The organism is Cocleimonas flava, assembly GCF_004339015.1.
GTDB lineage: Bacteria > Pseudomonadota > Gammaproteobacteria > Thiotrichales > Thiotrichaceae > Cocleimonas > Cocleimonas flava.
In genome coordinates this window covers 1,124,855-1,145,978 of sequence record NZ_SMFQ01000002.1, presented here as the reverse complement: position 1 = coordinate 1,145,978, position 21,124 = coordinate 1,124,855, and the positions used below count along the sequence as shown (strand labels likewise).

Sequence of the window (21,124 nt, the reverse complement as noted above, 5' to 3'; positions counted from 1 at the left end):
TTCTTGCCAAATAAGAATAGTAAACAAATGACAAAACGTCTAATTTTTATTGATTTATATCAAATTGCTAAGGTAATTGATCTAAATCGTATTTTTTAATTCTGTATCTCAACTGTCTAAAAGTCATCCCCAACGTCTTTGCAGCAGCGGTTCTGTTCCATCGCGTCTGATTTAGTGCATGTAATATTTGCTCTTTCTCATTCCCTGACGAAAAGTCCGGTTTTTCGAGCGATCGCTCTAAAATGGGCTCGTTTTTAACCACAGATCTTACATCTGTTGCTATTGAAGACAGTTGTAGATCTTCTGGTTCTATGAATTCACCATCAGATAAAGTACAAGCGCGCTCTAAAATATTCTCTAATTCACGCACATTGCCAGGGAAAGGATAATTAGATAATACCTTTATCGACTCATTGGAAAGAGCGGCTTTAGGTAATTGCCACCTTTCAGCAATCAGATTCAAAAAGTGCTCAGCCAGTAATAGAATATCGTTTCCACGTTCTTCCAAAGAAGGCACGTCTAATTTGATCACATTTAATCTGTAATACAGATCTTGTCTGAAATGACCTTTTTCGACTTCTTCTTCGAGATTTTTATGCGTCGCACTTAAAATACGTGTGTCAATTGATACTTCTTCCACACCACCTACTGACTTTACGGCTTTTTCCTGTATTGCACGCAGTAATTTTACTTGCATACTCAGCGGTAAATCAGCCACCTCATCAAGGAATAAAGTACCATGATGTGCTGCCTGGAATAATCCAGCCTTATCTTCTACAGCCCCGGTGAAACTGCCTTTTTTATGACCGAAAAATTCACTTTCCATCAAACTTTCCGGGATCGCACCACAGTTAACGGGAACAAAAGCGCCAGAGGAGCGCGGGCTTTGCAGGTGTATTTGTTTCGCGACTAATTCTTTACCTGTACCTGAAGCACCATGAATAAATACTGGAGCCTGACTTCGCGCTAATTTCGCTATTGTCTTCTTTAAAAGCTCTATCGCAGGAGATTCTCCAATAATTGGATTCGAACCAGCATCGTATTCAGCGTTTCCTGAAGAAGCATCTGGACCGCCTTTTTGCGAAAGCTTCAAAGCCGTTTGCACTAAATCCCTTAATTTAGCGAGGTCCACAGGTTTTGAAACGAAGTCATAGGCTCCTGCTTTTAACGCCTCAACCGCGCCTTCCATACTGCCAAATGCAGTGATTACAGCAACAGGAACGTGAGAATGTTCTCTCTGGATATATCTAACAATATCAAATCCAGTTCCATCAGGAAGTTTCATATCAGTTAAACACAAGTCAGGCTGGAAATTCTGTATTTCCAATAATCCATCTTTAACCGTTCCGGCAGTAGCTGTTTCCAAGCCCATTCGAAGCAGTGTTAGTTCTAATAGTTCGCGAATATCTGGTTCATCATCAATAACTAGTACACGTTGAGTCATCTTATTTTTCTCTTTTACTTATTATTTTTACTTTTTATCTATTCTTATTTTAATTATCTAAATATTAGTTCTCTAAATTAGACTGTGAAAAAATCAATCTAAAACAGCTACCTCCGGCTGGTAGCTTAATATATTCGAGCGAGGCGCCATTGCTTAAACACAGCTCTCTCGCCATGAATAAACCTAGTCCCGTCCCTTCTCCTTTTGAGCTTGTAGTGAAGAAAGGCTCAAACAACCGATCTATATTTTTATCTGGCACACCTTTTCCATTATCAATAATGCTCAGCATAATGTCTCTGGTATGACTTGGGTGCGTTCCTTGAATGTCTATATGCAACTCAGACACATCATCTCGCGCATACTTTTCTGCATTACGGCAGAGGTTCCACATGACTTGATGCAAATGTGTTGGATCAAACTGGATAGCAGCATCAGGAACATCTAAAAACAGACTAACCTGATTCTTTTGTAATGAAGACTGCATTACAAAATCGTTGATAAAATCATTTAACCAGAGTTTTAATCTGATGTTTTCACGCTTTGGATTACTTTTACGTGAGAGATTTAATACGCTTTCTATGGTGCCATTCATGCGTTTTGAGTTCGCTTGAATAATTTGAATCATTCTTTCATCTGCTTTATCTAAAACAGGAGACTCTGAAAGTAATTGTGCCGCATGACTAATCGCACCTAAAGGATTTCGGATTTCATGTGCAATATTGGCGGTTAATTGACCTAAAGAAGCCATTTTCACATCTTGCTGCTTTTCACGTTGCATTCTAGTATCTTCCAAATACATCAATACAACGCCCTGATTCTTAATCCCCAACTGGGAAAGCCGCATAGTAAATTCCGTAGATTTCCAATGCTTTATATCGTAACTCGCGACTTTGGGAGAAACATTATGCCGCCAATAATCTAGATGAGAGTGTAATTCAGGCGCAAATTCCTTTAATGTTTTCTCTCTCCAGTCCCCGGGTTGGCCTAGCATATCCCACGCTGTTGGATTCAAATGCCTTATACACGCCTGATGATCTAATACTATGATTCCGGTTTGCAATTGATCGAGTATCGATTGATTCAACTGTGAAAGATTCGCTAAATCGATACCACGGCGTTTAGCCAGTTCCGCCGTTTTTGAAGCTTTCTCAAACCAGCTACCAGCCGCCAAAGAAATAACCATGATAAAAAGGGAAAGCACGCCCGTGTGGAATATTTCATTGCTTGAATCCACATTTAGAGAGTGCAAATAAGTCTCTAACCCCAATAATGCAATAACTGTTGATGCGGAGAGTAATAAAGATATTTGCCCGGGGCTTAAAATACTTGGCAGAATAACGGGTAATAAAAGAAGAATTCCAAGGCCAGAGGTAATACCACCGCTGCTATAGGCAACGATTAACAGAAAAACTATGTCTGAAACAGAGTTTAGATATACCTGATAATTTGCACCAGGTTGCCTGAAATGAGCAAGGAAAATACCTAGTACAGCAACCCCAAGATAGATATTAACAGCTTGTGAGAACACGACTTCATCGTAACCACCAATCCGAACCGCAGAAACCTCGGTTAAACTTAAAACCAATAGAATCCCAGCTAGAATCAGCCTATAAACACTGTATAACTGTATCGGTGCCCAAGGATCTGTAGATACAACTATTTCTGAAGAACTAACACCCCCAATACTTCCTACAATTTCTCCTGTGCGTGCTCCAGACTGCAAAATACCTTATCCCCTATTTTTATCGCTTCTTTTTCTGGAATATGTAAACCACAATTAAGACATTTGACCATTTTGTTTTTATCAGAGGTCGTATTGCTGTCTTTTTTTATCTTCTTTTGTGATTCATCCAGCTTTGTTCGAAGGTATTTTACAACATACAAGCTGACTGCCAGCAGAACGAGAACAAGAAAAATGCGTCCCATACGGAAATATCTCTAAAAATTTTAAGTAAAATCGATTATACCTGCAATTATTCAAAATAATAATAAGCTCCCTCAAACAAAGCTATAATAATGGTATATCTAGATATTATTAGTACTGATACACAAGCAAACCCTTATATATTATCACTTTATGCCTTCTATTAGTTTGCTTGCTACCGATTCACGGCATTTATCTGTATGATAGCCGCCGTTATATAGAAGCCATGTGTTTAGCTGATAATTTAGCTATAACACGCATTAATCATTTCACTTATCAGAGAAAAAGATGAACGTACATGAATATCAGGGTAAAGAAATCCTGAGAAAATATGGAGTTACTACTCCACGTGGTATAGCTTGCTTCTCAGTTGATGAAGCCGTTGCAGCGGCGGAAAAATTGGGCGGCAAAGTATGGGTCGTAAAAGCACAGATTCACGCAGGTGGACGAGGCTTGGGCGGCGGAGTAAAAGTTGCTACTTCTATGGAGCAAGTTCGTGAATACGCTGATGCTATCTTAGGCATGCAGTTAGTAACTCACCAAACTGGTCCAGAAGGAAAAGAAGTTAAACGACTATATATAGAAGAAGGCGCAGATATTGCGGATGAACTCTATGTAGGTGCTTTAGTTGACCGCGAGACACAAAAAGTTGTTCTTATGTGTAGCTCTGAAGGCGGCATGAGTATCGAAGAAGTTGCAGAAGAAACTCCTGAGAAAATCATCAAGATTTACGTTGACCCTACTGAAGGTTTAAACAGAGCTGAAGCTGAAGACGTTTGTGCAAAAATTGGCATGCCTGCTGAAGCAATTTCTGAAGGCGCTGATTTCTTAGCTGGTCTTTATGAAGCATTTGTTAAATCTGATGCATCACTTGCAGAGATTAATCCTCTTGTTATCACTGGCGACAAGCGTGTTATTGCTCTTGACGCAAAATTCAACATCGATTCAAACGCACTTTACCGTCAACCAGAAATCGTTGCTTACCGCGACCTTGACGAAGAAGACGCTAACGAAATTGAAGCATCTAAATGGGATTTATCTTACATCTCTCTAGATGGCAACATCGGTTGTTTGGTTAACGGTGCAGGACTTGCAATGGCAACCATGGACATCATCAAATTATACGGTGGCGATCCAGCAAACTTCCTTGATGTAGGTGGCGGAGCGAATGCTGAGCAAGTTACTGAAGCATTCAAAATCATGCTTGGTAATGAAAATGTTGAAGGCATTCTAGTTAATATCTTCGGTGGTATCATGCAGTGTGACGTTATTGCAGAAGGTATTGTAGCTGCTGCAAAACAAGTAGACATGAAAGTTCCATTGGTAGTTCGTCTAGAAGGCACCAACGTTGAAAAAGGTCGCCAGATTCTTGATGAGTCTGATGTTAAATTACAAACAGCTACCACTATGGCTGATGCAGCAGAGAAAATCGTAGCTGCAGTTAAAGCTTAAGGAGTTCACACATGTCTATTTTAATAAACAAAGATACACGTATTGTTACTCAAGGTATCACAGGTAAAACAGGTGAATTCCATACCAAGCAATGCTTAGACTATGCATTTGGTAGAGACTGTTTTGTTGCTGGTGTTACGCCAGGCAAAGAAGGCCAGGAAGTTCAAGGCGTACCTGTATACAACAATGTAGCTGATGCTAAAGCAGAACACGGCGTTAATGCTTCTGTTATCTATGTACCACCTAGATTTGCAGCTGCTGCAATCGACGAAGCGGTAGATGCTGAACTTGATTTAGTTATCTGTATCACAGAAGGTATCCCAGTTGCGGATATGATCAAAACTCGTGACCGTATGCGCAAAATGAACAGCAAGACTATTCTTGTTGGTCCTAACTGCCCAGGTGTTATCACTCCTGAAGAAGTTAAGATCGGAATCATGCCTGGTTACATACATAAGAAAGGTAATATCGGAATCGTATCTCGTTCTGGTACATTAACTTATGAAGCAGTACATCAAGTAACACAACTTGGCCTTGGCCAGTCATCATGTGTTGGTATTGGTGGCGATCCAGTTAATGGATTGAAGCACCTTGATGTCATGAAGATGTTTAACGATGATCCAGAAACACACGCAGTTGTTATGTGTGGTGAGATCGGTGGTACTGATGAAGAAGAATGTGCTGCATGGATGAAAGAAAACATGACTAAGCCAGTTGTTGGCTTCATCGCAGGTGTTACTGCTCCTCCAGGAAAACGTATGGGCCATGCTGGCGCTATCATTTCTGGTGGTCAAGGTACTGCTCAGTCAAAAATTGATGCTCTTGAAGAAGCTGGTGCGCACGTGACACTTAACCCTTCTGAAATGGGATCTACACTGCTTAAAGCAATCTCTTAATCTACATTAATACTGTATTAAGAAATTTAAGCAATAAAAAAGCCGGGTCACTTAACAGTGGCCCGGCTTTTTTGTTTACTGCATTTTTACAATTCTAAATAATTATTCTTCAGCTTTGAGCATTGCAAATAATTGATCTTTTAAATGCAGGCGCTGCTTCTTCATTTCTTCGATAACATCATCTGATGGTGTTTCGATTTCCTGTTCTACCCGTGTTATCTGATGAACAATTTCATCGTATTCCTTAAATAAACGCTGAAAATGCGCATCATTCATTTTTAATTCATGAATTTTTTCTTTGTACTCAGGAAACTCATGGTGTAGATCGTGATTCTCTCCAAACATATTTAACTCCTATTTTTAAACATTATAACTGAATGATATATCCGAAAAAGGAAAGTCACGTTGATTTAACTCAACTTCCCCCTTTTGTTTTTTAAAACAAGTGATATACTTCCGCGCTTGAATCTGTGCCAGTGTGGCGGAATTGGTAGACGCGCTGGATTCAAAATCCTGTTCCCTCTGGGAGTGTCGGTTCGATTCCGACCACTGGCACCACTTTTATAGAAGTGAAACTTTATGACAACATCTAATCAACAAGGCTACTATCTCGAAGATTTAACCATCGGGATGGCAGCAGAAAAGACCATGGTCGTTTCTGCTGATAAAATCAATGCCTTTGCAGAACTTTCAGGCGATTTTAATCCAGTACACATGGATGCTGAGTATGCAGCAACTACTATGTTTGGGAAACGAATTGCCCATGGAGCTCTATCAGCCTCTCTGATTTCTGCCGTTCTAGGTAACGACCTACCGGGTCCTGGAGCGATATTTGTTGAATTAAACATGCGCTTCCGCAAACCTGCTTTTATTGATGAAGAAGTGACAGCACGTGCTGAAGTTGCTGAAATCAATGAAAAAACTGGCCGCGTTAAAATGAAAGTTTCTTGCCTAGTCGATGGCAAAGCAATCATTCGTGGTGATGCAGGTGTCGTTGTAAAAAAACGCCCTCAAGAATAATCAGTTCGACTCGTTCTAATGCAGCTGAGTGACTTTAGTTATTCGCTTCCTCCAGAGCTTATCGCTCAAGAAGCTTTAGAAGATAGAACGGCTAGTCGCTTACTTCATTTAAATACTGGTATCACTCCAGCTGAAGTTCATGACAAACACTTTTCAGATATCGTTGACCTGATTCAGCCCAACGATTTACTCATCTTCAACGATACCCGTGTAATACCTGCGCGCCTTAATGGCTTTAAAGAGAGCGGCGGAAAAGTAGAAGTATTGATTGAACGAATATTAGACGATCATCGTGCACTTGCACATATTCGCGCAAATAAATCCCCTAAAGTGGGGGGGTGCCTTTTGTTAGAAAATGCAATCAATGCAGAAGTGCTAGATCGACACGATGCACTCTATGAAATTAAATTTAAGAACGAAGAATCCATCTTCAAACTACTCGATCAATATGGACATATTCCACTACCTCCCTATATTGAAAGAGAAGACACAGAAGCAGACAAAGAACGCTACCAAACAGTATTTGCCGATAAAGTCGGCGCTGTTGCAGCACCCACTGCTGGACTGCACTTTACCGATGAATTATTGCAATCTTTAAAAGATAAAGGCGTCGAAACAGCCCAGATTACGCTTCACGTCGGCGCTGGAACTTTCTTACCCGTACGAGTCGACAATCTTGAAGATCATGTTATGCACGCCGAATGGGTAGAAGTCACCCAGCAAACCTGTGATGCTGTGGCGGCATGCAAAGCCAGAGGTAGCAAAGTAGTTGCTGTTGGTACGACCAGTGTGCGCAGCTTAGAATCTGCCGCAAAAGAAACAGGTAAGCTCGAGCCTTTTGCGAGCGATACACGACTCTTTATAACTCCTGGTTTTAAATTTAACGTAGTAGATGCGATGGTGACAAACTTCCATGTACCCGAGTCCACGCTGCTCATGCTAGTTTCTGCATTCAGTGGCTATGAAAATATCATGTCTGCCTATGAGCATGCAGTAGCAGAAAAATATCGCTTCTTTAGTTATGGCGATGCCATGTTTTTGGAAAAAGCTAATCAGATTTAGCAAACACTAATTAGCAATAAACTTAAAAGCCACCTCCCCACTTACAGGCACTTTTTTCTTCCGAAAAATACCCAATTATCTAGCGATTAAATACTCCGCAAGCTTTTTATTGCCTTCAACGTTAAAGTGACCATCACTTGGGAAAAAGTAGTCTTTAGTATTATTTTTAAATACATCCCCCAACATGACTAAAGGTTTGGGTGAAATATCCTGTAACTTCTTGCCTAATTCCTGATACTTATTGTGAATAATTTCAGGCTCTGGAAAGATCACAAAAACCTCATACTCAAAGCCATAAGCCTTACTGAGTTGATCCAATCGTTTAAACTCCCCACCAGCAATATTCAGTGACTTGTTTAGCTGCGCTTCAGCTTCTTCAGGATCATTTCGAATAATGGGCAATACTTTGTAATAGGCGACTCGTAATAAATTTGAATGCTTTAATCCAAAATCGATAATCTTCTCAACCGTTCCTTTATTGTTTTCAGCATCAGGATTTAAATTCAATTCACCAGGCTCATAGCCTTGTCCTTGGGAGCGCAATTCATCAGCGATTAAATTATCACCAAAATCATTACCCGTAAAAAAGAAGAAATTTACCTTTTGAGGTCGCCAGCCCTTATCCTTTATATAAGACTCAAGTCGATCGACTTCATACAAAGTACTGGAACCAGGCACCGATAAATTGGCGCAATTAAGGTTTTTAGCGTTGCAATAAATGGCCGGAAAAGCCTCATGATCTTTCACCCCTTGAGCATAGGTGAAAGAATCCCCGATAAAAACCACCTCCGGATTACCGTTACTCGCAGGAGCTCGATAGCCATCAGGTGTAATGTTTGTGACCGCATCGTAATCAGGAGTAATTATTCGAAACTGCTTATTCGGCGATACATAACTGATTCGCTGTTTATTTCCCTGCATATCCAAAATGCTTGGACCAGGTGATATAGGGCTAACATATCGGCTAGCCACCTCACCTATTACAAACATGATAGAGAGACTCACACACAGTAGTATCAAGTTTCCGAATACGTTTTTCATCGTTCTGCTTTATTAAACTCCAGGTTAATTTTCATTTTGCTTTAATTAGAATAAAGTATAAATAAAGGGGGCTATTGCCGAACCTTGAGCAAGCACTAATAGCGCGCCCAATAACACCATGACCAAAATAATTGGTGCCAACCAAAACTTTTTGCGCTCACGCATAAATGACCATAAGTCACCCAATAAATCTAACATGTCTAATTCCTATCACTATCTCATTCATTAATTACTACAAAGATTAAAAAGGCTTTTTCAGATGATCCTTTTCTCGTACCTTTGTTATTTTTCTATACGTTTCAGCTTTCTCTTCTAACTTTCTTTCCATGCTGTCTTTCCCTAAAACCTTCAAGATCATGCCAATCGGAAAAATCATTAAATAGAACATTGCTCCCAAAATAATACGGCTATTTATAAACCCTAAAACATTGCCAATCTTTAACCAGTAATGATTAACCGGGCGTAAAATTTCAGGCATCACGATTGCCAAAGCAAAGAAAACAACCATCACGATGAATGGCCATATCGGCCAATTTTCGCTGGTTTTATCAAAAACCCAGGGAAAGAATAAGCCAAACATTAAGGCGATCATCCCTCCCATAATAAAACCAAATTTTCTTAAATCTGATTTTGTCACTTCCACTGTTTGAGTATCTGCGGTCATATTTATAGTCTATTCTTAGTTACGATAATATTGCTTTAATCCAAAGCGAACTCATTACGCCAGTCGCCTTCTTCTTTCCATTCTGGCTGAGTAGTCTTATCTATTAAAATATTTTCCATCACCAAATAATCCATTTCAGTCCGCATAAAACATCTGTATGCATCCTCTGGCGTATTCACAATTGGCTCGCCACGCACATTGAATGAAGTATTAACCAGAACAGGGCAACCTGTCTTTTCTTCAAAAGCATCCAATAGATGGTAAAACCTTGGGTTGGTCTCTGGGTGAACGGTTTGCACACGCGCAGAGTAATCAACATGGGTAACCGCTGGTATTTGAGATCGTGGGATATTGAGTTTATCGATACCAAAAAGCTTATCTTGTTCTGCGCTCATCAAGTTTCGCTTATCTTCTTTTACAGGCGCTACGATCAACATATAAGGGCTTGGGCCCTCATGCTCAAACCATTCTGAGACTTTATCGAACTTAACAACCGGAGCAAAAGGTCTGAAGGACTCACGATATTTGATTTTTAAATTCATCACGGTTTGCATTTTGGTACTTCTTGCATCACCAATGATAGAGCGCGCACCTAAAGAACGCGGACCAAATTCCATGCGTCCCTGAAACCAACCAACAACTTTCTCACCCTGCATAACTTCAGCAAGTTTAGGCATTAATTGATCATCTTCGACATGCGTGTAATCGGCTCCTATCTTGTCTAAATAGCTTGTTATCTGTTCATTACTAAATTTTGGCCCGAGATAAGAACCTTTCGTTGCATCAGGCAACTGCAAGGTCCGTGGCTTATCCATATACTGATGATAAGCAGATAAAGCAGCACCTACCGCACCACCAGCATCTCCAGCAGCGGGTTGAATCCAGATACCTTTAAACGGACCTTCTCGAAGCAACCTTCCATTAGATACACAGTTAAGTGCAACTCCGCCAGCAAGGCATAAATAATCCAGACCGGTTTCTTTATGCACACTTCTACCCAAACGTAGCACCACTTCTTCTGTGACCCACTGAATAGAACGCGCGATATCCATTTCTTTTTGAGTGAGTTCACCTTCGGGCTCTCTTGCAGGAGCACCAAACAAATCAGCGAACTTTTTATTCGTCATCGTCAGACCAGTCGCGTAATTGAAGTATTTCATATTCAATTTAAACGTACCGTCTTCTTTCAGATCGATCAAATTATCTAAAATCAAATCGACATATTTAGGTTCACCATAAGGCGCCAAACCCATTAGCTTGTATTCACCAGAGTTAACACGAAACCCTGTGTAATAGGTAAAAGCCGAATATAGCAGCCCCAGAGAATGCGGAAAATCGATTTCCCACTGCGGCGTTAACTCGTTTCCATCACCAATCCACATGGATGTTGTGGCCCATTCACCCACACCATCAAGACATAAAACCGCCGCTTTCTCATAAGGCGATGGAAAAAAAGCAGACGCCGCATGAGATTGATGGTGCTCATTAAACAACAACTCAGGTATTTCATTTTCACCAATAGAGAATACAGAAGACAGTTCTCTTTTAAGTGTTTTTTTCAAAAATAATTTATCTTTTAGCCAGATTGGCATTGCTGTTAAAAATGAACGAAATCCGCTTGGCGCATAAGACAAATAAGTCTCTAAAAGTCTTTCAAACTTTAACAATGGTTTATCGTAGAAAACCACCGAGCTGATATCGTTATGATTGATACCAGCTTCTTTTAAACAGTATTTAATCGCATGAGCAGGGAAGGCAGGATCGTGTTTTTTTCGCGTGAAACGTTCTTCTTGCGCAGCAGCCACAACCTCTCCATCACAAACAAGTGCCGCTGCACTGTCATGATAATATGCTGATAATCCTAAAATATATGTTTTCATATTTGTGGTTCTATTTCTTTCTTAGTTATTCTTTCTTAACGATATTCGACTTTAGAAAAACACGAAATGATTTATTGGTAATCACTATTTCCAGCTTCTGCTCTACGTCTTTATATACCTAGATTTTTTAATAATTTATGGTATTAAATCAAAACATCATCATAGAGGAAACTGTATAGAAAATAACCAACTATTGATCAATGGCTACAATGAAAAGACTAAGGGATAATATTAATAAACTAAGTAGTACTAATCTTAATCATTAAAATAATTCTATCTCCAATAAAAGACCTTTACAGGTCGTTATGCTATCTTCGCCGGAATCTTTAAAGCATTGGTTGCTGCTTTAACAAGATTTTAAGTAGACTATAAGGAGAAGTTTATGTCGCAAGAAAGTGAAAATAATGCGAAGGCCTATTGGAAGGCCAATTTAAGACTAGTGATGATCTGTCTAGTTATCTGGTTCGTTGTTTCATATTTATTTGGCATCATGCTTGTTGAACCACTTAATGAAATCCGCCTTGGTGGATATAAGTTAGGTTTCTGGTTCGCACAACAAGGTTCAATATATACTTTTGTAGCTCTAGTCTTTTTCTACGCTTGGCGTATGAATGCGTTAGATCGCAAATTTGGCGTGGAAGAGGATTAATAAATGGAATTACAAACACTAACATATATCGTTGTAGGCTTAACGTTTGCGTTATACCTAGGTATCGCGGTTTGGGCACGCGCTGCATCAACTGGCGAGTTTTACGTTGCAGGTAAAGGTATTCACCCAATCCTGAATGGTATGGCTACTGCTGCCGACTGGATGTCAGCGGCATCTTTCATTGGTATGGCTGGTTTAATCGCCTTTAACGGATACGGCGCTTCTGTATTCTTAATGGGTTGGACTGGTGGTTATGTACTACTAGCGATGCTTCTAGCTCCTTACCTTCGTAAATACGGTAAGTTTACGGTACCTGAATTCATCGGTGATCGTTTCTACTCAAGAACAGCACGTCTTGTAGCTATTATTTGTTTGATCCTTGCTTCTGTTACTTATGTAATCGGACAGATGAAGGGTATCGGAGTAGCTTTCTCTCGTTTCTTAGAGCTTGATTATGATACGGGTCTTTACGTAGGTATGGCGATCGTATTCTTCTACGCAACACTGGGTGGAATGAAAGGTATCACTTATACACAGATTGCTCAGTACGTAGTTCTTATCTTTGCTTATACTGTTCCTGCGGTATTTATCTCTATGCAGCTAACTGGCAATCCATTACCACAGCTTGGTTTGGGTGGCACGATGGCAGATGGCACTTATCTACTCGATAAACTTGACGCCGTTCTTACAGACACAGGCTTTAAAGAATATACAACTGCTGGAATGGACAACAGACTCAATATGTTTGTTTACACACTAACATTGATGTTCGGTACTGCTGGTCTTCCACACGTTATCACTCGTTTCTTCACAGTTCCTAACGTTGCAGGCGCAAGAAGATCTGCGGCTTGGGCATTAGTATTTATCTCATTACTATACACAGTAGCTCCTGCTGTTGGTGCGATGGCTCGTCTTAACTTGATGCAGACTATCGAACCTACTAAAGGCGATTACCTTGTTTATGCAGAGCGTCCTCAGTGGTTCAAAAACTGGGAAAAGACAGGCCTACTAGCATTTGAAGATAAGAATGGTGATGGCAAGATCCAATACACTGCTGATAAAGCAACCAATGAAATGGTTAAAGTTGACCGTGACATCATGGTACTTGCTAATCCAGAAATTGCGAAACTACCAAACTGGGTTATTGCATTAGTTGCTGCTGGTGGTCTAGCTGCCGCACTATCAACTGCTGCCGGATTGTTACTTGCGATTGCTTCATCCATCTCTCATGATTTATTGAAAGGTATTCTAACCCCCAATATCTCTGAGAAAAGCGAGCTACTCGCCAGTCGAATAGCGATGGCCTTCGCCGTCCTAGGAGCCGGTTATCTCGGATTGCATCCGCCCGATTTTGCGGCTGGTACGGTTGCGATAGCCTTTGGACTTGCAGCTTCGTCTCTATTCCCAGCTCTGATGATGGGTATTTTCTCTAAGCGAGTAAATAGAACAGGCGCGATCCTTGGTATGCTTACAGGTATCATTGTAACGATGCTATATGTATTCCAACACAAAGGAATCATGTTTATCCCTGGTACATCTTTCATGGGTGGCATGGAACAAAACTGGTTCTTTGGAATATCTCCAAATGCATTTGGTGCTGTTGGCGCATTAGCTAACTTTGCAGTTGCACACATTGTTTCTAGAATGACTGCTGAAGTACCACAAGATGTACAAGAGCTTGTTGAACATATCCGTGTACCTCAGGGTGCAGGTGCTGCTCACGTAGACTAATCTATGTAGATAATTACATTGATTAATAAAAAGGCTCCTTCATAGGAGCCTTTTTTATGTATACACTTATCTAGCCATCTTTAATGCTTACGATTGAAGCTATTCATTTTCCTAATAGTGTTTTATTTCCTACCCTTAAACGATGGTTAATAACATCAAAAATTTACTTGTCACCAAACGTGGTGAAATTGTTATTCGATTAATCTTGATGTTAGAGAATCCTCGATCAGAGTGATTTAGTCGCCGTATTTAAATAACAAGTAATCTAAAAAAAAATTAATATCACAATTTATATAATAATTTCCTACGAATAAGAGATTGGAGAAGTAAGAGTATGTCCAAGAGAGATAGCGTAACGCTAATTGATAACCGCACTGGCAAGCAGATTGAGTTAGATTTATACAAGCCTACTAGTGGCCCTATGACGGTGGATGTACGCAGCCTTTATAAAGAATTAGGCTACTTCACTTATGACCCAGGCTTTATGTCTACGGCAAGTTGTGAAAGTAAAATCACTTATCTTGATGGTGACAAAGGAATCCTCGAATACCGTGGTTACCCTATCGAGCAATTAGCTGAAGAAAGCTCTTTTCTGGAGACATGTTACCTGTTATTAAACGGCGAACTACCTAACGAAAAAGAATTAGAAGAATTTGAAGAATCAATACGTACGCGTTCGATGCTTCAGGAGCAATTAAAAACATTCTTCTTAGGCTTCAGACGTGATGCTCACCCTATGGCTACCATGGTTGGTGTTGTCGGCGCATTATCCTCTTTCTATCATGAAGATGAAGATGTACATAGTCAGGAAGATCGTATGGATGCGGCTCATCGTCTTATCGCAAAGATGCCAACTATCGCTGCCTGGAGTTATCGCTACTCTAAGGGAATGCCATTTGTATACCCTAAGAACTCTTTAAGCTACAGCGCCAACTTCTTGCACATGATGTTCTCAATGCCTTCAGAGCCGTATACAGTTGATCCATTGATGGAAAAAGCACTGGATATGATTCTGGTCTTACACGCCGACCACGAACAAAATGCTTCAACCTCTACAGTTCGTTTAGCGGGTAGTTCTGAAGCTAACCCATTTGCTGTTATTGCAGCCGGAATCGCTTCTCTATGGGGACCTTCTCACGGTGGTGCTAACGAAGCTGTTATTCAAATGCTTACTGAAATCAATGAGTCTGGCAAACCAATTTCAGACTTTATTGATAGAGCGAAAGATCCTAAAGACCGTTTCAGATTAATGGGCTTCGGACATCGTGTTTACAAAAATTACGATCCGCGCGCCAAAATTATTAGAAAAACCTGTCATGAGATGATTGCAGAAAACACCTTCAGCAACCCAGAGCACAAGAAGCTACTTGAAACTGCGATGGAACTTGAGAAGATTGCGCTGGAAGATGAATACTTCGTGTCGCGTAACTTATATCCAAATGTTGATTTCTACTCAGGCATCATCTTCCTCGGAATGGGTATTCCATTAAACATGTTCACCGTATTGTTCGCTCTAGGAAGAACGGTAGGCTGGATTTCTCAGTGGAATGAAATGATGGGTGACCCTGGTTCTAAAATTGGCAGACCTCGCCAGTTATACACAGGTGAAGATAAAAGAGATTACGTGAAGATAGACAAGCGTTAGATCTTAAAAAAACTGCTTATAAGTAGGGGGGTGCCTTTTCTGGTTCTTGGTGAATCAGCAAAAGCCACCCCCCTACTTTTGAGCGTTTTTTACAAATTTTCTACTTAGTTACAGCAGTCGTTAATTTATCCAGGCCCGTTTCAACTTTTCCCAATACTGGCACGTCAGCCACATCATAATCTTTCGCAAGATCTTGCGGATTACGGTAACTCAACCACACTTTCCCGGCATCATCTTTATAAACCGCAACTTTTAGTGGTAAATCCAGAGATACAGCAGGATCTTTCTTCATGATCACAGTGCCACCTTTTGGGTTTCCGAAAATCAATACTTCTGCTTCATTCATTTTCATGTCAACGCCCGCCGCATTCTTAGTGTGGTCAACGCGTGCAAAAATATCCATACCTTTAGATTTAGCAAGTGCTTCAAATTTATCCATAGTTTCTTTGACACTATGCGCGCTCGCTTTCTTGATGATGTCTGCAGAAGCAGATACTGAAACAGCAAGACCCATGATCACTAGCATTTTTTTGAAATGATTAATTCTCATTGTAATTATCCATCCTTTATTTTATTTAAGAAGTTTCGATTTAGAAGTAAATGTATTTATTCGGTATAACAGCACAATTTATGCATATAAGCTGTACGTACAAATCTTAAGTTCAGATCAAACTTTTTAAAAAAAGTTTAGTGAAAGTTGAATAATTAACAATAAACGCTAATGAGCTTCATCCCAGTTAATACCTAGACCTGTATCTACAACTAACGGCACATCAAGTTTAGCGGCATTCACCATACGCTCTATAATCTTTGATTGGACAGCTTCGATTTCATCTTCAGCAACTTCAAACACCAATTCATCATGCACCTGCATAATCATGGTGGTATTGCTGGTGCCTTCTCGCAACCAATCATTCACCCCAATCATCGCAACTTTAATAATGTCTGCGGCTGTGCCCTGCATCGGCGCGTTAATTGCCGTACGCTCCGCGTATTGACGCCTCATGGCGTTTTTAGCATTAATTTCTGGTAGGTATAGGCGACGACCGAAAAGTGTCTCTACGTAGCCATCCTCTTTGGCTTTTTCGCGGGTGTCTTCCATATAATGTTTAACACCCGGATAACGCTTGAAATATTTAGTCACGTATTCAGCAGCCTCAGTACGAGAAACCTTGAGCTGCTTCGCCAAACCAAATGCCGACATACCGTAAATAAGACCAAAGTTGACGGCTTTTGCTGCACGACGTTGCTCGGTTTGAACGTCATCCAACCCTACTTCAAATATCTCGGCGGCTGTCGCTCTGTGGATATCTTTACCTTGCGAGAACGCCTCTACCAAACCATCGTCACCCGACAAATGCGCCATGATGCGTAATTCTATTTGCGAATAATCAGCCGCTAAAATTTTAAAACCTTCCGGTGCCACAAACGACTGTCGAATACGTCTACCTTCCGCATTACGCACGGGAATATTCTGCAAGTTCGGATTACTCGATGACAAACGACCTGTAGCCGCAACCGCCTGATGATAAGAGGTATGCACCCTGCCGGTTTGAGGGTTTATTTCCAGTGGTAATTTATCGGTATAAGTCGATTTCAACTTGCTCAGACCACGATGCTCTAATAACCAACGTGGTACATCGTGCTCTTCCGCCAATTCCTGCAACACATCTTCAGCGGTTGATGGCTGACCTTTCGGCGTTTTACGAATAACCGGAAGATTGAGCTTATCTTCATTAAAGAAAATTTCCTGAATTTGTTTTGGTGAACCTAAGTTGAATTCACCACCTGCAGATTCATAAATATCCTGTTCCAACTCTTTCATTCGAACCGTCAATTCTTCGCTTTGCTTAGCCAACATTTCAGCATTAACCAATACACCGTTGCGCTCGATATCGGACAACACTTTTAATAACGGCACTTCAATTTCACGATACAGTTTTTCCTGAGACTGACGCGGTTTTAATTGTGGCCAGAAGAAATTATGCAGGCGCAATGTCATATCTGCATCTTCTGCGGCGTAATAGGCAGCGCCGCGAGTCACTGTCGCCTCAACATCGGGATCATCACTTTCTTGTACGACATCGTCGATTTGAATCTGATTAAACGTGAGTTGTTTTTTACCTTTACCCGCAACATCTTCAAATTTCACATTGATGTGACCGAGGTGTTTTTCACACAACGTATCCATATCATGCCGATTAGATACCGAATCCAGAACATAAGATTCCAGCATAGTGTCATGCGCGATACCTTTTAGCTCGATATCGTGATTTAGCAACACAGAACGGTCATATTTCAGATTTTGACCGACTTTAAGAATGGTTGGATCTACTAGCAGTGGTTTCAACTTCGCCAAAGTAGCATCAAAATTCAGTTGCTGAGGCACTCCCACATAATCATGTGCTAGCGGTAAATAAGCCGCTGTGCCTGCTTTAATACAAAATGACATCCCAACCACTCTGGCGTCCATATAGGCAAGACTGGTGGTTTCAGTATCGAACGCGAATAATTTTGAATCTTTTAAATCTGCAATCCAGCTATCTAACTGTTCTTCAGTAAGAATCGTTTGATAGTCGACTTCTTTAATTTCTTCTATTTCCGGGATACCAATTTCTTCGCTATCACTATTAGAACCTACAGCTTCGGGTTTTAACTGAATCGGCGTATCTGAGGTTGATTGCAAATTGCTTAAACGCGTACGGAAACCATACTTTTGATAAAGCTCGGCCAGTAGCTGTTTATTTTCTTCGTTAAAGCTTAAGTATTCTGGCGACACATCCAGCTCAAGATCACATTTAATCGTCACCAATTCATACGATAACGGTAAAAACTCCAATGACTCACGTAAATTTTCACCAATCTTGCCACCAAATTTATCCGCGTTTTGCATAATGGCTTCGAGTGAATCGTATTCGGTCAACCACTTAACAGCAGTCTTCGGCCCCACTTTTGGTACACCAGGAATATTGTCGACCTTATCCCCCATCAACGCTAAATAATCTCGAATGCGTTCTGGTGGCACACCGTATTTTTCAATCACGCCTGCGCGATCGTGGAAGCTATTCGACATGGTGTTGATCAAACTGATCTGGTCATCCACCAATTGCGCCATATCTTTATCGCCGGTAGAGATGATTACATCACCGTCATACAGTTTCGACATGGTGCCGATCACATCATCAGCCTCAACACCTGGCATCACTATCATCGGATAGCCTTGTGCTTCGATAATTTTGTGTAGCGGTTCGATTTGATCGCGCAACTCATCCGGCATCGGTGGGCGTGTGGCTTTATATTCAGGGAACATGTCATTACGAAATGTTTTGCCCTTCGCATCAAAAATTACCGCCATGTGATCTGGTTGATAGTCTTTTCTCAACCTATCGAGCATATTCAGCACGCCGTGAATCGCGTTGGTTTGCATCCCGTCTGGGCTGGTAAGGCTCGATGGTAATGCGTAAAACGCACGGAATAGGTACGATGAACCATCTACGAGAACTAAAGGTTTACTGGTATTTTTATCTGACATGGATTGATATACTGTTGAAATCTAGGATTCGAGACCCAAAGTATAAAACATGTCTACTGTTACAGCACCCATCATTCCTGAATTTAAAGTTCCGGTAACGGCACAAATCGAAAATTTGAGCCCACATTACACGCCTGAAGAAAAAGAAGCCGTCAAAGATGAGATTAAAAAACTCCTGAAAGAACAGGATGCCGTCTTGGTTGCGCATTACTATGTTGATCAAGAACTGCAAGAACTTGCGGAAGAAACCGGTGGTTATGTTTCTGATTCACTCGACATGGCAAAGTTTGGTAACGAACACCCTGCCAAAACATTAATTGTTGCTGGCGTTCGTTTCATGGGTGAAACGGCAAAAATTCTGACCCCTGAAAAACGCGTGTTAATGCCAACACTCGAAGCGGAATGTTCTCTTGACCTTAGTTGTCCAATTGAAGATTTTGCACCATTTTGTGATGCACACCCTGACCATACCGTTGTGGTTTATGCCAATACTAGCGCGGATGTAAAAGCACGTGCTGATTATGTGGTTACTTCGGGTATCGCTTTAGACTTAGTCAGCTGGCTCGGCAAACAAGGTAAAAAAGTATTATGGGCACCTGACAAACACCTCGGTAATTACATTCAGAAAGTGTCAGGTGTTGAGATGTTACGCTGGCAAGGCGCCTGCATCGTGCATGATGAATTCAAAACCCGATCATTGGGCGAGCTTATCGAAAAGCACCCCGATGCTGGTGTTCTGGTGCATCCTGAATCTCCCGAAGAAATTATCGCGATGGCTGACGTGGTTGGTTCAACCACCCAAATTATCAATGCCGCGAGAGAAATGCCCAATAAGGAATTCATTGTTGCTACCGACAAAGGCATTTTCTACAAAATGCAGCAAGAAGCACCCGGCAAAGTTTTCATTCCTGCACCAACTCATGGTGATGGTGCAACCTGTGTGAGTTGTGCACATTGCCCATGGATGGCTATGAACGGCCTGCACAATTTATTAGAAGTGTTGAAGAACGGAAATAATGAAATTTTCGTTGATGAAGAAGTGCGCGTAAAGGCACTTAGATCGACACAACGCATGCTCGATTTTGCCACTAGCCAATCAATGAGCAAAGTTTCAGCGTAAATAATCATCCACCTATATTTAATACACCCCCCTACTTATAGCGACTTTTTCTAAAAAGTCGCTATAAGTAGGGGGGTGTATTAATATTTGCTTTAATTTGCACAAAAACAATTTTCTATTTTCAGACTAACTCATTAAAATTAAAGACATCTATGTCTAAAGATCTTTGTCTAAGTTAGTTGATATGAAAATCACGCGCCAGCAGCTATTCACTCCACTCATTTCAGTGATTCTTTCGTTAATCACTATTCCTATTTTCTGTGTAGTTATTGGCTTGTTTTCTGGCAGCGCAATGGCGCAACAGCCGGCAACAGAAAGCTCCAGCAAAGCACCTGAAAATAACGAAAAATACACGTTCGTGATCGTACACGGTGCCACAGGTGGCGGCTGGGATTGGAAAACCGTCGCACAACACCTGTCCGCAAAAGGACACATCGTTTATAGACCTACCCTCACAGGCCTGGGTGATAAGTATCATTTAGCTAGCCCAGAAATCAACCTCACCACACATATCAATGACATTGTGAATATGATTATTTTCGAGCGTTTAAATAATATCGTTCTGGTAGGTCACAGTTATGGGGGAATGGTTTTAACAGGCGTTATGAACCGTATCCCACAGCGTATTCGTCATGTGACTTTTGTCGATGCGATGGTGCCTGATGATGGTATGTCGATGATTGATGTAAAACCATTAAAACCCAGCTATAAAGTGATTAACGGGATGATTCACTTCCCCTGGTTGAAATTTGACAAACCTTACCCAAGAGACGTTATCCAGTCATATAAAACTTACACCGAACCCGTATCTTATATAAACCCTGCGGCAAAACGATTAGATACGACTTACCTTGCCTTTGTCCCAAAAGGGATGTCGGTCGAGAAGCGTTCACGAGATGTTTCCTGGCAACGGGCTAAAGAGCGAGGCTGGACAATCCGTACCTTTAAAGGCAATCATGTGGTCTACAGAAAAAAACCGGCAGAGTTTTCAACGGTGCTTATAGAAACAGTAACCGATGAAAATTTATAAATTAAAACCTTAAGACCTGTCTGCCTGAATTCTA

Annotated in this window: 18 protein-coding genes, 1 tRNA gene and 1 pseudogene; 10 read left to right on the top strand and 10 right to left on the bottom strand. The window is 40.9% G+C overall.

Features of this window, described 5'->3' with window-relative positions; all coding sequences use genetic code 11:
• Nucleotides 1-67: 67 nt before the first annotated feature.
• The 3 genes from EV695_RS05200 to EV695_RS05190 all read right to left on the bottom strand — a co-directional run bounded on the left by EV695_RS05200 (nt 68) and on the right by EV695_RS05190 (nt 3,370).
• Complete coding sequence (locus EV695_RS05200) at nt 68-1,444, bottom strand: sigma-54-dependent transcriptional regulator (RefSeq protein ID WP_131904833.1); 1,377 nt, start codon at nt 1,442-1,444, stop codon at nt 68-70.
• A 64-nt stretch (nt 1,445-1,508) separates the two neighbouring features.
• The gene (locus EV695_RS05195; RefSeq protein ID WP_131904832.1) at nt 1,509-3,167 is read right to left on the bottom strand and encodes a two-component system sensor histidine kinase NtrB; all 1,659 of its coding nucleotides are present in this window, start codon (nt 3,165-3,167) and stop codon (nt 1,509-1,511) included.
• The gene (locus EV695_RS05190) at nt 3,134-3,370 is read right to left on the bottom strand and encodes a PP0621 family protein (protein ID WP_131904831.1); all 237 of its coding nucleotides are present in this window, start codon (nt 3,368-3,370) and stop codon (nt 3,134-3,136) included. The genes EV695_RS05195 and EV695_RS05190 overlap by 34 nt, the downstream gene beginning before the upstream one ends.
• 283 nt (nt 3,371-3,653) lie before the next feature.
• Here EV695_RS05190 and sucC point away from each other — a divergent pair.
• Both sucC and sucD read left to right on the top strand, forming a co-directional pair.
• Nucleotides 3,654-4,820, top strand: a pseudogene (gene sucC / locus EV695_RS05185) (ADP-forming succinate--CoA ligase subunit beta); the annotation flags it as partial.
• Nucleotides 4,821-4,831: 11 nt separating this feature from the next.
• On the top strand, nt 4,832-5,716 hold the full coding sequence (gene sucD / locus EV695_RS05180; RefSeq protein ID WP_131904829.1) for a succinate--CoA ligase subunit alpha: 885 nt from the start codon (nt 4,832-4,834) through the stop codon (nt 5,714-5,716).
• A gap of 102 nt (nt 5,717-5,818) precedes the next feature.
• Here sucD and EV695_RS05175 read toward each other — a convergent pair whose 3' ends face one another.
• Entirely contained in the window at nt 5,819-6,061 is a 243-nt protein-coding gene (locus EV695_RS05175; RefSeq protein WP_131904828.1) for an HP1242/YdcH family protein, read from the bottom strand.
• Nucleotides 6,062-6,188: 127 nt separating this feature from the next.
• Here EV695_RS05175 and EV695_RS05170 point away from each other — a divergent pair.
• The 3 genes from EV695_RS05170 (at nt 6,189) to queA (ending at nt 7,798) form a co-directional block, all read left to right on the top strand.
• Nucleotides 6,189-6,274 (top strand) — tRNA-Leu (locus EV695_RS05170).
• Between the two features lie 21 nt (nt 6,275-6,295).
• Nucleotides 6,296-6,736: a MaoC family dehydratase gene (locus tag EV695_RS05165; protein WP_131904827.1), complete on the top strand. Its 441-nt coding sequence runs from the start codon at nt 6,296-6,298 to the stop codon at nt 6,734-6,736.
• Nucleotides 6,737-6,754: 18 nt separating this feature from the next.
• The gene (gene queA / locus EV695_RS05160) at nt 6,755-7,798 is read left to right on the top strand and encodes a tRNA preQ1(34) S-adenosylmethionine ribosyltransferase-isomerase QueA (RefSeq protein WP_131904826.1); all 1,044 of its coding nucleotides are present in this window, start codon (nt 6,755-6,757) and stop codon (nt 7,796-7,798) included.
• A 75-nt stretch (nt 7,799-7,873) separates the two neighbouring features.
• Here queA and EV695_RS05155 read toward each other — a convergent pair whose 3' ends face one another.
• Genes EV695_RS05155 through EV695_RS05145 form a run of 4 tightly spaced genes read right to left on the bottom strand, consistent with a single transcriptional unit; the run spans nt 7,874 to nt 11,383 of the window.
• Nucleotides 7,874-8,839 (bottom strand): SGNH/GDSL hydrolase family protein, encoded by a 966-nt coding sequence (locus EV695_RS05155; protein ID WP_131904825.1) that lies wholly within the window; start codon nt 8,837-8,839, stop codon nt 7,874-7,876.
• A 45-nt stretch (nt 8,840-8,884) separates the two neighbouring features.
• Entirely contained in the window at nt 8,885-9,037 is a 153-nt protein-coding gene (locus tag EV695_RS20120) for a DUF5989 family protein (protein ID WP_165874622.1), read from the bottom strand.
• A 43-nt stretch (nt 9,038-9,080) separates the two neighbouring features.
• Complete coding sequence (locus EV695_RS05150) at nt 9,081-9,503, bottom strand: SxtJ family membrane protein (protein ID WP_131904824.1); 423 nt, start codon at nt 9,501-9,503, stop codon at nt 9,081-9,083.
• A 35-nt stretch (nt 9,504-9,538) separates the two neighbouring features.
• Nucleotides 9,539-11,383, bottom strand: a complete 1,845-nt coding sequence (locus tag EV695_RS05145; RefSeq protein ID WP_131904823.1) for a carbamoyltransferase family protein — start codon at nt 11,381-11,383, stop codon at nt 9,539-9,541.
• Nucleotides 11,384-11,765: 382 nt separating this feature from the next.
• On the opposite strand from EV695_RS05145, the gene EV695_RS05140 reads away from it, so the two are divergent.
• From EV695_RS05140 to EV695_RS05130, 3 genes are all read left to right on the top strand, one after another.
• A complete protein-coding gene (locus EV695_RS05140; RefSeq protein WP_131904822.1) occupies nt 11,766-12,032 on the top strand; it encodes a DUF4212 domain-containing protein in 267 nt (88 codons plus the stop codon).
• Nucleotides 12,033-12,035: 3 nt separating this feature from the next.
• Entirely contained in the window at nt 12,036-13,763 is a 1,728-nt protein-coding gene (locus tag EV695_RS05135) for a sodium:solute symporter family protein (RefSeq protein ID WP_131904821.1), read from the top strand.
• A gap of 334 nt (nt 13,764-14,097) precedes the next feature.
• Nucleotides 14,098-15,408: a citrate synthase gene (locus tag EV695_RS05130; protein WP_131904820.1), complete on the top strand. Its 1,311-nt coding sequence runs from the start codon at nt 14,098-14,100 to the stop codon at nt 15,406-15,408.
• A 100-nt stretch (nt 15,409-15,508) separates the two neighbouring features.
• On the opposite strand, the gene EV695_RS05125 is transcribed toward EV695_RS05130, so the two are convergent.
• On the bottom strand, nt 15,509-15,958 hold the full coding sequence (locus tag EV695_RS05125; protein WP_131904819.1) for a DUF302 domain-containing protein: 450 nt from the start codon (nt 15,956-15,958) through the stop codon (nt 15,509-15,511).
• Between the two features lie 168 nt (nt 15,959-16,126).
• Nucleotides 16,127-18,940: a DNA polymerase I gene (gene polA / locus EV695_RS05120; protein WP_131904818.1), complete on the bottom strand. Its 2,814-nt coding sequence runs from the start codon at nt 18,938-18,940 to the stop codon at nt 16,127-16,129.
• A 49-nt stretch (nt 18,941-18,989) separates the two neighbouring features.
• Between polA and nadA the strand changes: the two genes are divergently transcribed.
• Both nadA and EV695_RS05110 read left to right on the top strand, forming a co-directional pair.
• The gene (gene nadA, locus EV695_RS05115) at nt 18,990-20,060 is read left to right on the top strand and encodes a quinolinate synthase NadA (protein WP_131904817.1); all 1,071 of its coding nucleotides are present in this window, start codon (nt 18,990-18,992) and stop codon (nt 20,058-20,060) included.
• Nucleotides 20,061-20,244: 184 nt separating this feature from the next.
• Entirely contained in the window at nt 20,245-21,090 is an 846-nt protein-coding gene (locus EV695_RS05110; RefSeq protein ID WP_207906950.1) for an alpha/beta fold hydrolase, read from the top strand.
• Nucleotides 21,091-21,124 lie beyond the last annotated feature (34 nt).